Below are 14,539 nucleotides of genomic sequence, written 5' to 3' on the forward strand. Positions count from 1 at the left end.
CGCGAAGGCGGTGTGTCAGCAACCTGGATATTGGCTGACACACCGCCTTCGCGAGCAAGCCCGCTCCCACAGGGGGTTGCGGCGTATCTAACGGATCACTCCCCCGCCAGCTCCCGCAAGTTCGCCAGTGTCTTGGCATCCAGCTCAATGCCATTGACCTGCGACTTAGCGCGTTGATGATGACGCCGGTCACCCGGCAAACGCTTCAGGCCGACACCGTGCATTTGCCGCACCAGTTCCTGGCTGCGCTCGGCAAAGCTTTGCCCCGCCGCCTTGTCCGGATCGATCACGATAAGCAACTGACCAGTCCAGGGGGTCTTGGCGCCAGGGTGGTTCTTCCAGTCGAACTCGAAGGAAAAATTGCCACCGGTCAGTGCCGCCGCGAGCAACTCGACCATCATCGACAACGCCGAGCCCTTGTGCCCGCCGAAAGGCAGCAACGCGCCGCCCTCGAGAATCGCCTTCGGGTCCGTGGTCGGCTGGCCGAGGCTGTCCACGCCCATCCCTTCCGGCAAGCGTTCACCCTCGCGGGCGGCAATTTGCACATCGCCATGGGCAATGGCGCTGGTGGCCAGGTCGAAGACAATCGGCCCGCCCTCGGCCCGCGGTGCAGCGAAGGCAATCGGGTTGGTGCCGAACAGCGGCCGGTCGGCCCCGTGGGGCACCACGCAGGTCATGCTGTTGACCACGCTCAATGCCACAAGGCCCTCTTCAGCGAAGGGTTCGACATCCGGCCACAAGGCCGCGAAATGGTGCGAGTTACGGATCGCCAGCACCGCGATGCCGGCACTTCGGGCCTTCTGCACCAGTAACTCGCGTGCCGCCGCCAGGGCCGGCTGCGCAAAACCGTTATTGGCGTCGACCCGCACAAACCCTGAAGCCACATCTTCGACCAGCGGAACGGCCTGGCCATTGACCCAGCCGCTTTGCAGCGTCGAAACATAACCAGGAATGCGGAATACCCCGTGACTGTGCGCGCCGTCGCGCTCGGCACCGGCGCAGTTTTGCGCCAGCACCCGGGCAACTTCGGCCGAGGTGCCGTGACGCAGAAAAATCTTCTCCAGCAAAGCGCTCAGCACTTCGAGTGACAGGTGTGACAGGACCGCGGTAGAGGCGTGATCGTGTGGCGCAGACATCTGAAGCTCCAGACTGATTATTGGAGGGAACAACAGCGTACAAAGACCCGCCGATTAACAACGCGCGGCGTGCGAACTGTCAACCATTCGCTCAGGGTCAATGAGGTCTATCCCTGTCACAAACGCCCGCGACCCGTGCGTTATCTATTTACCACCCGCGTCAACGCACCGGCTTTTAGTCTCGATGCTCAATCCACAGGCGCCTTTGAGTGGCACCTAGAACGAGACTCGACGATGTCTACATCAGTAACTCCGCTGTTTTTCCCCGAGGCGCTGATGTCGCGCGGTCTCTGGAGAGAACTTGGCCAAACCCACGGGCTGACACGAAGGGACTTCGAATGGTTCAGCCATATCGAACTGGCCACCCAGGCACTGCGCGATGAGCAGACGCCGCCCATGCTGGCGAAGAAAATCCTGTTGAAAATCCCTGGACTGGAACCCGTGCCGCTGGCCGGCAGTTTTTTGCTGACCGCGACGCCCGATGACAATGGCGTGATTCTCTACACCCCGTACGCGGGAATAAAAAAGTTCGCCGACCGCAGGGCCCTGACCGAACAGCTGGTGACGCAACTCAAAGCGGCCGGTGAAGACAACGACCTGCTGGCCTTCATGGCCCTGTCTCAACGCAAGGTCGTGGTGGGCGCCGCCGACATCGAGCTGGACTTTCAAACCATCGACGGCGACGTGTTCGAAGACCAGCGCAACACCCTCTCCAGCCAGCAGCAACTTAACGACCAGGCCCTGCTCGACCAATTGAAAGCGCTGCCGTCCCTGACCTCGCTGCTCGACACATTGCTGAGTCAACGGCTGGCGGCGTCTTTCCCCGACCTGGATCAGAGCCGGACCCAAGTGAACTTCTACCTGGCTACAACGCCAGAAAAAGCGGGCGAAAGCCATCCGGCGCGACGCTGGGTCAACTCCCTTTCCCTGAGTGACGCGGTACTCCTGCACTATCGCCATCAGCGTTGGCCATCCGGGCAGTCCCATGAATTTTCCCATCCGGGAAAGTCCCCGGCAAAAGCCGACCAGCCACTCTGGGAAGCAGCCGTCACGACAATCTCGCGCCAACTGACTAGCCTGCTGATCGGGCAGCTCGAAGGTTTCTGGGCTGCGGCGAGCACCGAAGGCGCATCGCGTCGCCAGTTCTTCGGCCAGGCCATCGCCGACCAGGCGCGGGTACAACTGCTGCTCAAGCGCGAAGCCGGGATCATCACCCCTGAGCAAAGCCAGGACTTGCACGCGTTGATCTCGACGGCCAGCCGGACGAACAAGGCTATGACGGTCGAAACCGTGCGTCTGTGGGAGTACCAGGCCAACTATGCAGAGTTGGCCGGCTCACTGATGGTCAGCGCCGGCAATGCGTTTCTCTACACGCCCACCGCAGGCCTGCAGGTGCTCGAGAACTATCAGGACTTGTGCGATACGGTGCTGAGCAAACTCAGTGCGGCCGGTCATGAGGATGAACTCTATGGTCTGCTGAGCCTGGATGAACGCCAGCGTTTCATTGGTTTTGACCGGCCGAATGTGACCGGGGAAGTGATTGGCGGCGCGATCTTCCCCAAGCTCTTCGACCGGATCATCAGCAAGCAACGGCAGAACATGGAATATGCCCTGCAGGTGTTCCGTCACAGTGACGGCAGCGTGGACATCCACGCTCTGTTCGACAAGGCGCTGGATATCCGCTCGATGATCAGCGAGCGACTGCTGACGCTGGATGCCGGCGGACGCTGGAGCACACGTCCCGTGTTATCCGGCAATCAGCATCCCTCCACAGTGCTGGCCGATACGGCGGCAGCTTTCGTCAAAACCTTCCGCGACATCGAAACACTGATCAACGCGGATTTTGCAGCACAACCGGTTGCGTCTCTGGCCTTGCAACGGGTCTATCTGGAAAACATGAAACCCCGCCTGGCCCATGCACTTGCCGTTGGCCTGCGTGGCGAGGCCAGCCTGCGGGTGCTTGGCGCAACACTGCGGGATGCGGATCGGGCCATTGTCGAAACAGTCTTCAACCCGGACCAGCCCGACCGACAAAACCGCCTGTCACTCAAGGGTTTCCGCCCCGATGCCTACTCGTTGACGCTGGAGCGCTCCGGCCAGCAGGATGTCCTGCCCCTGGCCCATTGTCTGCTCGTGACCGAGCGTGGCGGACTCGATCCCTCGCATTCCGGCCGGACGATCCTGTGGACGCCCGCCGAGGGCCTGGAAGTCTTTGACACCATCAGTCGTGCACGACTGGAACTGAACCGCCGCCTGCTCGAGCCGCAGCAACGCCTGGCGCTGCTGGAAAACCTGACCCCGGCCCAGCGCGTCTTTCACCAACGCTACTCACTGGGACCGTTGCGGCTGATTGAAGGGTCTGTATTGGAACGGGTCGCGCAATCGTCCATCGAGCACTTTTTGGCTCGCTGCGAACACGTACGGACTTTCGACCTGAGCGACACGAAGCAGAAAAAAGTCCTTGAAGACCTGACCACAACGGTCCTCAACACCAACCTGGGAAGAGCCACGTCGATTGCCCGGGCGATCAGCCAGCAGCAGTCCCTGCCCGCCTGGCTGGGAATGGCTCCGCTGCAAGAGCAGCGACTGCACCTTGAACTGCTGGAGCAATACCGCCACAGCGTTGTTGAGGACAAAGACTATTTACACGGGATCAAACCCCTCAAGTCGTATGTGCATGAAACACTGAAATCGTTGCTCGCCAGCCGCTTCCCCGCAACAGCGCTGGACCCTGACAATATCGAAATTACCCCGGACCTGGCCCTGGTCGGCCCCGCCCGGAGCCTCACCGAGTTCGCCTTGCAGCACGTCGACATTGCGCAAGGCACAGGGTTCAAGGTCGGGTCGGCAACCACTCAAACGCTGCCCCGGAATCTGGATCAGGCGGCTGTCCGCCGACTATTGCGATCACTGGACATTGCGCAGAACTACGCCAAACAGGTCACGGACAGTTTGTCGAATCAAGCGACCGACGTGGAAAGCAGGATGTTGCGCTTCATCAAGCAACTGCCCTGGCAACTGCTGCAACACGCACACGAACTGAAACTGCAGCAACGGCTTTCCGACAGCGCTTTCGATTTGCTTCGGCAAGTATTCGACATGCCGGACGCCATCGCCCGGGCGACCGTAGAAGGTGCCCACGCCATTGCCCGACCATTGGAACTGATCAAGACAACCGGTGCCGCCGCCGTCAAGGCGCTGGGCCTGTACCTGATTGGCCCAGGCACGGGCAAGGCAGGCCCAAAAATCCTCTATGCCCCTTACCACCCGAGTGGTTCACCCTTCGTTGAGTTCGACAATGAGGCCAGCGTTGTTTCGGCACTCAACACACCGGGGCCATTGCAGGACATGTTGATACGTCGCCTGCCGGACAGTGAGCAAACGGTGTTTCGCAACCTGTTGGAGTCCACCGTCGGCCAGTCGAGCGAAATCACCCTTGCGTCCAACCCCATCGGCGGCAACCTGCTCACCCATTTGTTCCATGACAACACCCAACTGTTGGTGAAGATGCTCGCCAGCCAGTCACACGCTAGCGGTCAGTCGGACTGGGAGGCCGTTAAACACCTGTTCGGTGCCGGCATCGAGCGCATTTCAAGCCTGCTGCCGGGCAAACTCGCGTACGTGCAGTTTCTTTGGAAGGCCTACAAGGATGCCCTCAATTCGGCCGAAGCCTTGCAGGACCATCATTGGATGACCGCGTTGCGCGAGTTTATTGCCGGGGCGGCGCAAATCCTGTCATTGGGCCGGCTGTCACTTGAAGGATGGGGCGAAAGCGCCCAGGAAACCGGCGAAGCCGTTGCTCCACCGCTTGTCACCCCCGTGATCGCGCAACCCTGGTCGAAGATTCGGTCGACAGCAGCAATGCGCACCCGGCTGCAACCGTTCGAAACCACGGTTGAACTCAAGGACCTGGCGAAAAACAGCACTGACGGCACCTATCTGGACACGGGCAGCAAGAAAACCTTCGCCGCCATTGCCGGAAAGGTGTACGGCGTGAACAAGACCGGAGCGGTCTGGAGAACGATCAAAGGCGGGGAAGAAGGCCCCGTGTTAACGATTACTCCTGACAAACAATTGGTCATCGACCCGGATCTGCACACCGCTCACTTCGGCAAAGTCGTCTCGAAAATGCACAACCAGCTTGCCAACGCCTATGTTGCCCGGGCGGTCCTGAATATCGAGGCCCGGGGGATGGACGAAATCCGGGCAAAGCATCCCGCTAAAGCCCGCATGATCGTGCAGGCCATCGACATGGCTCGTTATTATGCGTTCAACAGCCTGCACAATCTGGTGCAACTCAGGAAACTCCTCCCGGGCACACGGCTCGATACCTTCCTCAAACAGTTCTTTGATGTTGGTCAGGTCGACAAAGCACTACTGGAAAAAATCAAACAGGCCATCGTCCCCGTCTGCAACGCGCTGGTCGATCCCGATGAAGACTGGATGAACTCGCAACGTTTTATCGTGGGTTCAAGCCGGGACCCGAAGGACAACCTCGTCGCGTTTGTCGTGGACAAGGATCTACAGCGCAATGTGCATTTCACGGAAAAATTCTTCAATCAACAACTCGACTGGTACAAATCCAGCCTGACACAGCCCTTCGATGTCGACGGCCACAGCCAGGCCGCGACCCTGATACACGAATTCGCTCATTTGTTTTCCGGGGCCGTGGACATTGCATACCTTGAGGCCAGGCTGCCGTTCAGCGATCTGGTAGCGTCGGTCACCGGCTTTGGCGCGGCAAGAAAACAATCTCAGTTGGACTTCCAGCGAAATGCCTTGTCGATGGATACCCCAGAGGAGGAATTGTTCGCGCGCTGGAACAGTGGGCTGCAATCGTGGATCGACCTGGATTCGATTCCGGGTTCTCGCCACATCGGCATGGCCATCCTGACGCTGACGGGCAGCCAGACCATGGATAAGGCACGGGAAGCTTTTTTAAACAGGCAGGAATCGAAGTTCCGAACCGATGTCATTTTGCACAATGCCGACTCGATCGCCTTTTTGATCTGCGAAATGGGCCGGCAACTGGACCCGGTGCCGGTCACTCCGACCGCTGGAACCTGACCGCGGCGTAACAACGCGCAGATCCCCGGGTCTGCGCAGCACAACGGTGTTTGACTTGATGTTTTTTTCACGCACCCTATGGATACTGTTTATTCGACAACCGATGTTCCAAAGGCGATGCGTTGAAAAAAAACAACACATTGATGGTTAAATGCCATGACTGATGTTCTCGCAGACTTCCCCCAAGGTTAGAATGCAGGAAATCAGGAAGGGCCAATGACCGACCACACACTTTCGGAAGCCGAATTCGACGCCATCACCGATGCTGCCGCGCATTGGTGCATGCGTCTGCACGCCAGTGACTGCACCGAGCAAGAGCGCCAGGCGTTCGAGCAATGGCGTGATGCACATCCGCTCCATGCCTTCGAGTACGAAGCGATGCTGGAGATCTGGGATGTCGCCGGCGACTTGCCTCGTCCCGAACCCGTCGTGCCGCTGGTTCGCCGCCACCCCGAAACCCCGTGGCGCCGCCTGGCCATTGCCGCGGCGGTATGTGCCCTGGCACTGCCTTTGGCCGGTTATGGCGGCTGGCACCTGGGCTGGGTACCGAACGCGTACCAGCATTTCGAAGCGACCGACAATGTGCGTACCGTCACCTTGAAAGACGGCAGCCAGGTTGAGCTGAACCTGGGCAGCGAGCTGACGTACAGCAACTACAAGGATCAGCGGCAAGTCACGCTGGATAAAGGCGAAGCCTTCTTCAGGGTCAGCCATGACACCCGCCACCCCTTCGTGGTCAAGGCCGCCGAAGGCCGGATTCGCGTGACCGGCACCCAATTCAACGTCTGGATGTATGAAGACCAGGTCAAAGTCAACCTGATCGAAGGATCGGTACTGGTCAGCAGCAACGCCGACCTGCAAGGCGACGGTTTGCGCCTTGGCCCGGCGATGCAGGCCAGTTATCGCCGCGGCGACTTCATTCCCCGCATCAGCCAGACCTATGACAATGACAGCTCGCTGGCCTGGCGCCAGGGCAAGCTGGTGCTCGACGATCTGGCCTTGAGCGATGCGCTGCCCTTGATCAATCGCTACCTGGACAAACCGTTGATGGTGGCTGACCACAGCACCGGCTCGATCCATATCGGCGGCATCTACAACATCAAAGAGATCAACGGCCTGGTAAAGTCCTTGCCGCGGGTCCTGCCGGTCTACCTGACCCGTAACCAGAACGGCAATCTGGTGGTCAACGCGATTCCGCAAATCTCCCCGAAAAGCTGAAAAGGCCGCCACCCTTGCGGATGCGGCCTTCAGCGTTCATGCAAAAACCCACTACCTTACTGCGCGGCCACTTTTGCATCCTGCCGGCGGATCGTCTGCACCTGATAGTCCGGATCGGACAGGATCTGTTGCTCGGTGAAAGGCAGCACGCTCCATTGCTTCCTGGAAAAGGCCTGCGTCTGGTCCCGTGAATACTTCGAGGCCGGGTCGCTGGACAACGAGAATGCCAGCAGCCCTTTGGCCTGCGGTCCGTTTTGGTCAAAGGTCACCACTTGCAGGTAGCTCGTACCGCTGACCACTTCGCGCTTGCCATCGCTGCGCGGTACGCTCTGGATCGCGTTGTAGACCCCCAACGTTCCCGGCCCGCCGTGGATCGGTGTCTGTTGTCCGCCGCTGCTGACCACCTGGATATCGCCCCAGCGACTGTCCGGCTTGAGTCCTGCCGCCTTGACCTGCTCAGCCGAAGCCAGCATCGCTGCCCGCAGCGCCTTCGCCACCTGCGGGTGATCGACTGCCAGACCCCGTGGGGTATGTTGCGGATCCCGTGGATCGAATGCCACACGCCATACGTCCGGCACCGGCTCCAACGCCTCCATGACATTCTGGAAGTGCACAAAGCCCAGACCGCTGCCCAGGTTGGCGTTGCGGTCCCAGGCCTTGAGGCTGGCGCACAGTGGCGCGAGCGTTTTGGCATCGGTACCGAGATCCGCCGCGCAGAATTGCAGCAGGTCCGGCATCACTAGGCTGGCTTGATAAACCCGATCGTCCATGACCATGTGTTGCAAGTCCGCTGCCTCGACCTTGCCGGCCTGGGCCAGCGCGCTCAAACGGTCCAGGGCAAAGCGCGAGCGCAGCCCCAGTGGCTGACTGTCCTGGCTGATCAACGGCGAATAGCCGGTCAGCGGTTGCGCCGGGTTGGCCATCCATGCCGAGTCGTTGGAGTGCTGGACAAAGTCCTTGCGTAGCAATTGCGGCAACTTGTCCGCTGCATAGATACCCTGCTGTGCAGCCTGCGGGTCGATGTCCCAGGCACAGGCGCTGTTGGAGCCGTCGAGAATGATCATCTGCAAGCCAGCGCGCGGATCACTGCATTGCGCCAGCTTGTCGACACTGACGTTGGGCACCACCGAGAGGTTCATGTACAGCGTCTGCCCCTGATCGTCCGCTGCCAGCGTATTGACCCACGGAATGCCCTGGATCTCGTGCACCGAAGCCTGGAAATCCTTGAGGTTTTCAGCGCGGTTCATCGCATACCACTGCTGCAGAACCCGGTCGTTGTCCAGATTGGCGTCGCGCAGGCTGTAGGCGTATTGATGATCCCAATCCAGTTTTCCCGGCCATTGCACCACCGGACCGAATTTCGAGCTGTAGACCTCGTGGGAGATTGCCCGGACCTGCCCGTCCGCCTGCCTGACGTTGACGGTCACGGTCTGCTTGTCCATCGGCAAGGACTGGCCGTCGAGCAGGTAACGGGTCGAATCCTTGGGATCGAGTTGCAGGCGATACAGCGTGAAGTGCCTGGACGAATCCACGGTGTGGGTCCAGGCCAGATGTTGATTGAAACCGATGTTGATCACCGGCAGGCCGGGCAACGCCGCGCCCATCACGTCCAGTTTGCCGGGAATGGTCAGGTGCATCTGATAAAAACGCATGCCGCCCACCCACGGAAAGTGCGGATTGGCCAGCAACATGCCGCGTCCGTTGAAGGAACGCTCGCTGCCGACCGCGACGGCGTTGCTGCCACGGTCCAGGGCAAAACGCTGCATCCGCGTAGCGGCCACCTGGAACGCTGCCTGTGCGCTCGACGCCCGGGCCACGGCCTGGGGTGGCGTGGCACCGGCCAGGGCTTCGGCAAACTGGCCGACGCCACCTTCGACCAACAGGCGCCGGGTCAGCTTGACCAGATCCGACGTGGTAATGTCGCGCACCCAATCTCCCTGGCACTGCGGCGGCAATCCCTGGACGCGTCGCTCGCTCAAGAAGCGGTTGTACCCCGCCACATAGCCTTCGACCAACTCACGCACTGGCGGGGTCTGGGCCTGCCAGAAACCGGCGACGGCTTGCGGAGTGTTCAGCCAGGTGAAAAATACATCGCTGGCCAGGTTCTCGCGCTCTTCGACGGTGAACTGATCCGGCCCGAAATACCGCGAACGTTCACCGTTGACCGTAGTGATTTCGTTGGCCAACAGGCACAGGTTGTCCTGGGCGTAGGCATAGCCGATACCGTAGCCGAGCCCGCGCTCGTTGTCGGCGCGGATGTGCGGCACGCCGAAACCGGTGCGGCGGATGTCCGCGCTCGTTTGCGCAGGCGTATCGCTCGCGCTCGCCGCAAGGCTCAGCCCCAGGCTCAATCCCAGAGTCACACCCGCCAGGCTCAACCTGGTTAACTGGCTGGAAATAATCACGCTCGCTCCTGATCGAAAAAACGATGGTCACGGCTGCGCATACCCACGCGCACCGGGCCTCCCTGTAGGGACGAAGCTCACCACAAAAATTTAGGAGATTACTGCGCAACGCCCCATGGTCTGACAGGTTGATCACGCGATGGCGACAAAATTTCTACATTCGAGCCTTCATGATTCGGGCTGCTCATACGTCTAATGCTGTAAGAGCGCCCATTTTTTCCTGATCAGGCTCTGAAAGGAGTTTTGCAATGTACAACTCGCAACTGCCAACGGACGGTAGCAACGCGCCAAAGGGTACTTCCATGGGAGTCGGCGTATTCGAGCCGCGTACCGATCGCCACGGCAACGAGCGGATCAGGGTCCTGCTCAAAAGCTTTGGCCTTCGAACCAGTCTGATCCGCCTGAAAGTCATCGATGCCCTGCTGACGGCCGCCGAAAACGACCGCAGCCTTGGCGTGCGTGGCGTGCACAGCCAATTGCTGGACCTGGATATTCCCCTGTCCTTTCTCAGCGTGCGTGAAGTGCTGAAGCGTTTGTGCAGCGAAGGGGTGATTGTCCTCAACCCCGACAAGAGCTACAGCCTGCATCCCCAGGCTGCCGCCATTTTACGCAACCGATGATCGAATGATCAGAGTTTGACCTTGCGGCGCATCACGCCATTGATGACCACCACGACCACCGCCACGCCAATGGCGATGTACTGGAACAGTTTTTCGCTGATGACGCCGGTGTTCTGCAACCAGGAAAGGCCAAACATGATCCCCAGCACCACCAGAGAGATCAGAATCGAGTATTTCAAACGTTGCGACTGAGTCATTGCGGGTTCCTGAATCTGAAAATGTATCCGGTTTGTATCGACGCGCATGCCAAGCGCTTACCCTGTTTCGGGATAAGTGGCTACAAGCGGGGTCTCATGTTACAGCCGATGAAGAGTTTTGGCTTCATTGCGGCGATGACCATGGCGGACCAGGTTACTGCCCACATCGTTAACAGCGGTTCAACGGCCTGAATCCTTTCGGTAAAAGTCATTGCCCGGCCGGGCGCTGCAAGCGGTCTTTGCGACGAATGCCACCGCTGGCCTGCGTTATCCGGAAGCAGTCATGAAACTGCTCGACCGGTAAGGGTCGCCGGCCCGTTCGATGAATTGAGCGGGCCGGGCAACTCCAGATCGCAAAAGCAAGATCAAAAGATCGTAGCCTTTGGCAGCTCCTGCAGGGGAACGCGTGCACCACCAAACAACGAGGCCGAGCGTCAGGGGCAAGAGCGTTTGGTTACTTTGCGCTTTTCAAAATAACCCTGTAGGAGCGAGCTTGCTCGCGATGGTCGTCAACGATAACGCTGGTTGGCAGGCACCCCGCGGCGCTCTCCAGTCCATCGCGAGCAAGCTCGCTCCTACAGGTATCGGGGTTCCCCGGGATTGCGTGAAGAACCTTTTTTGAACCCGGGGATCACATAGACACGCACCTTCGGCGTTTCAACCTGACGATTTTGTAATGTGCCCCTCATCTGCCTGACAGCGTTGATCTACCATCATCGAACGGCGGATCTTTGTAGTACTTCGAAACACTCCTTGAACGCCTGACCGTAAAAAATGGTCAGAATGCGTTTTTTTGCCTGTTAGCCGAGACGAATTCCATGCGAAACCCTCTGCGTCTGATCGCCCTGAGCGCCCTGTTCATGTCTTCCCTGGTCCAGGCCGCCGACCTCATTCCGATCGAGGTTCATCGCGACGCCAATTGTGGTTGCTGCAAAAAATGGATCACCCACCTGGAGGCCAATGGCTTCAAGGTCGAAGACCACGTAGAAGCCAGCATGAGCGAATTCAAGCAACAGCACGGCGTGCCGCCACGGCTGGCGTCGTGCCACACCGCATTGATCAATGGCAAATTCGTTGAAGGCCATGTCCCGGCCGACCAGGTCCTGGCCTTGAGCAAACGCGACGATCTGCTGGGCGTCGCGGCCCCCGGCATGCCCATGGGTTCGCCCGGCATGGAAATGGACGGCATGAGCGATGCCTATCAAGTCATCGGCCTGAAAAAGGACGGCACTGACGTGGTGGTTGCGGACTACCCCGCCCATTGATGTCCGGCGCGTATCTCGGATTGTTTTTCGCGGCATTCGGTGCCGCCACGCTGTTGCCGTTGCAATCCGAAGCCGTGCTGGTCGGACTGCTGCTCAGCGATCGCTATTGGCTCTGGGCACTGCTGGCGGTGGCAACGTTCGGCAACGTTCTGGGCTCGCTAATCAACTGGTGGCTGGGGCGCGGGATCGAGCGGTTCCACGACCGACGCTGGTTTCCGGTGACCCCCCGGCATCTGGAAAAGGCCCGGCTTCATTACCAACGCTACGGCCATTGGTCATTGCTGCTCAGTTGGCTGCCGGTGATCGGCGATCCGCTGACGCTGGTCGCCGGGGTCATGCGCGAGCCGCTGGGGCGCTTCCTGCTGATCGTCACCCTGGCCAAAGGCGCCCGCTACAGCGTGCTGGCGTTGGCGACTTTGGGCTGGATGGGTTGAACCATCAAGGGCGGCGATTGCCTGTGATTAATGCCGCCCTAATCGTGTCGATCCAACATAGGCGGATTTTCCATGGAGCTCTCCCATGTCGCGCCCCTTCTCCCGCTGGTTACCCAGCCTGTTACTGACCGCCCTCCTGCCCGTCATCGCCCACGCCGAAGGGCCGCAATACGGCCCCGAGTTGCAAGGTTTCGACTACCCCTACACGCTCAAGCACTTCGCCTTTGATTCCCAGGGCCAATCCCTGCAAATGGGTTACATGGACGTCGCCGCCAACGGCAAGGCCAATGGCCGCAGCGTGGTGCTGATGCACGGCAAGAATTTCTGCGGCGCCACCTGGGACAGTTCCATCAAAGCCCTCAGCGACGCCGGCTATCGGGTCATCGCCCCGGACCAGATCGGCTTCTGCACCTCCAGCAAGCCGGCGCACTATCAGTACAGCTTCCAGCAACTGGCGACGAACACCCAGCAATTGCTCAAGGCGCTGGGCATCCAGAAGGCCACCCTGCTGGGGCATTCCACCGGCGGCATGCTCGCCACTCGCTATGCCTTGCAATACCCCGAACAGGTCGAGCAATTGGTGCTGGTCAACCCCATCGGCCTGGAAGACTGGAAAGCCCTCGGTGTGCCCTATCGCACGGTTGATCAATGGTACGAGCGCGAACTCAAACTCAGTGCCGAGGGTATCCGCAACTACGAACGCACCACCTATTACGGCGGTCGCTGGAAGCCGGAGTTCGATCGTTGGGTCGATATGCTTGCCGGCCTGAACAAAGGCCCGGGGCATACGCAAGTCGCGTGGAACTCGGCACTGATCTACGACATGATCTTCACGCAACCGGTGTTTTACGAATTCCAGAACCTGAAGATGCCGACCCTGCTGTTGATCGGAACGTCCGACACCACCGCCATCGGCAGTGACATCGCCCCACCCGAGGTCAAGGCGAAGATCGGGCACTACGACGTCCTCGGCAAACAGGTAGCCGGGATGATTCCCCAGTCCACGCTGGTCGAATTTCCCGGCATGGGCCACGCGCCACAGATGGAAGAACCGGCCCGATTCCACCAGGCCCTGCTCGCCTGGCTGAACAAGACCAACCCCGTGCATTGAAGAGGAAAGGCTGATGCCTGTGCAGATTGCAGTGATCGATGATTGGCAGGACGTGGCGCGCAATGTAGTGGACTGGTCGGCACTGGACAGCGTCGGTGAGGTAAGTTTTCTCCATGACTACCCCACCGATACCTCATCCCTGGCCGAGCGCCTGGCCGGGTTCGAGGTGATCTGCGTGATGCGCGAGCGCACCCGCTTCGATGAAGACCTGCTGAGGCGCCTGCCCAAGCTCAAGCTGCTGGTGACAGGCGGTATGCGCAACGCGGCCCTGGACCTGAAAACCGCTGCCGCGCTGGGCATTCAGGTCAGCGGTACCGACAGCTACAAACACGCCGCGCCGGAACTGACCTGGGCGCTGATCATGGCCGCAACCCGCAACCTGGTGGTCGAGGCCAATGCCCTGCGCGCCGGGCAATGGCAACAAGGCCTGGGTGGCGACTTGCATGGCAAGACACTGGCCATCCTCGGTCTGGGCAGCATCGGCCAGCGAGTCGCGCAGTTCGGTCAAGTGTTCGGCATGCGTGTCATCGCCTGGAGTGAAAACCTCACCGCCGAACGCGCGGCGCAGGTCGGTGTGACCCGTGTCAGCAAACAGGAGCTGTTCGAACAGGCCGACGTGCTGTCGGTGCACCTGGTGCTCAGCGAGCGCAGCCGCGGTCTGGTGGACGCACAAGCCCTTGGCTGGATGAAGCCCTCGGCGCTGCTGGTGAACACCGCTCGTGGCCCCATTGTCGATGAAGCGGCGCTGATCAAGGCGCTGCAGAAACAACGGCTGGCCGGTGTCGCCCTGGACGTCTTCGAGCAGGAACCGCTACCCGCCCACCATCCGTTCCGGACCCTGGACAATGTACTGGCGACGCCCCATGTCGGGTACGTGAGCCAACAGAACTACCGGCTGTTTTTCTCGCAAATGATCGAGGATATTCAAGCCTGGGCGGCGGGCTCAGCCATTCGTTTGCTGGGTTGATACCTCGTCATCGTCGGAATGCTGCCAGGATGTTGTGCTCGACGAAAATCCCATGTGGGAGCGGGCTTGCTCGCGAAGGCGGTGGGTCAATCAACATTAATGCTGCCTGACACTCCGCC

The 14,539-nt window shown here is 60.0% G+C and carries 10 protein-coding genes; 7 read left to right on the forward strand and 3 right to left on the reverse strand.

The window, feature by feature from the left end; genetic code table 11:
- Positions 1 to 95: 95 nt before the first annotated feature.
- Positions 96 to 1,136 (reverse strand): Ldh family oxidoreductase, encoded by a 1,041-nt coding sequence (locus KGB20_RS24265; RefSeq protein ID WP_223533093.1) that lies wholly within the window; start codon positions 1,134 to 1,136, stop codon positions 96 to 98.
- A 234-nt stretch (positions 1,137 to 1,370) separates the two neighbouring features.
- Here KGB20_RS24265 and KGB20_RS24270 point away from each other — a divergent pair, with 234 nt between their 5' ends.
- Positions 1,371 to 6,203 (forward strand): dermonecrotic toxin domain-containing protein, encoded by a 4,833-nt coding sequence (locus KGB20_RS24270; protein ID WP_223533095.1) that lies wholly within the window; start codon positions 1,371 to 1,373, stop codon positions 6,201 to 6,203.
- A 216-nt stretch (positions 6,204 to 6,419) separates the two neighbouring features.
- Entirely contained in the window at positions 6,420 to 7,421 is a 1,002-nt protein-coding gene (locus KGB20_RS24275) for a FecR family protein (protein ID WP_154909123.1), read from the forward strand.
- 56 nt (positions 7,422 to 7,477) lie between these two features.
- On the opposite strand, the gene KGB20_RS24280 is transcribed toward KGB20_RS24275, so the two are convergent.
- The gene (locus KGB20_RS24280) at positions 7,478 to 9,826 is read right to left on the reverse strand and encodes an acylase (RefSeq protein WP_154946490.1); all 2,349 of its coding nucleotides are present in this window, start codon (positions 9,824 to 9,826) and stop codon (positions 7,478 to 7,480) included.
- A 248-nt stretch (positions 9,827 to 10,074) separates the two neighbouring features.
- Here KGB20_RS24280 and KGB20_RS24285 point away from each other — a divergent pair, with 248 nt between their 5' ends.
- Entirely contained in the window at positions 10,075 to 10,446 is a 372-nt protein-coding gene (locus KGB20_RS24285; protein WP_057714705.1) for a hypothetical protein, read from the forward strand.
- Positions 10,447 to 10,454: 8 nt separating this feature from the next.
- Here the strand turns inward: KGB20_RS24285 and KGB20_RS24290 are convergent, their stop codons facing one another.
- Positions 10,455 to 10,643, reverse strand: coding sequence for a hypothetical protein (locus tag KGB20_RS24290; RefSeq protein WP_102670389.1), 189 nt, complete (start codon positions 10,641 to 10,643; stop codon positions 10,455 to 10,457).
- A gap of 818 nt (positions 10,644 to 11,461) precedes the next feature.
- Between KGB20_RS24290 and KGB20_RS24295 the strand changes: the two genes are divergently transcribed.
- From KGB20_RS24295 to KGB20_RS24310, 4 genes are all read left to right on the forward strand, one after another.
- A complete protein-coding gene (locus KGB20_RS24295; RefSeq protein WP_150814035.1) occupies positions 11,462 to 11,908 on the forward strand; it encodes a DUF411 domain-containing protein in 447 nt (148 codons plus the stop codon).
- The gene (locus KGB20_RS24300; protein ID WP_154947667.1) at positions 11,908 to 12,342 is read left to right on the forward strand and encodes a YqaA family protein; all 435 of its coding nucleotides are present in this window, start codon (positions 11,908 to 11,910) and stop codon (positions 12,340 to 12,342) included. Before KGB20_RS24295 ends, KGB20_RS24300 begins: the two co-directional genes overlap by 1 nt.
- Positions 12,343 to 12,427: 85 nt before the next feature.
- Positions 12,428 to 13,453, forward strand: coding sequence for an alpha/beta fold hydrolase (locus tag KGB20_RS24305; protein ID WP_223533097.1), 1,026 nt, complete (start codon positions 12,428 to 12,430; stop codon positions 13,451 to 13,453).
- 13 nt (positions 13,454 to 13,466) lie between these two features.
- Positions 13,467 to 14,420 (forward strand): D-2-hydroxyacid dehydrogenase family protein, encoded by a 954-nt coding sequence (locus KGB20_RS24310; protein ID WP_154859852.1) that lies wholly within the window; start codon positions 13,467 to 13,469, stop codon positions 14,418 to 14,420.
- The last annotated feature ends 119 nt before the right edge of the window (positions 14,421 to 14,539 follow it).

The organism is Pseudomonas sp. BF-R-30 (assembly GCF_019956175.1).
In the GTDB taxonomy this organism is placed as follows: Bacteria; Pseudomonadota; Gammaproteobacteria; order Pseudomonadales; family Pseudomonadaceae; genus Aquipseudomonas; species Aquipseudomonas jessenii.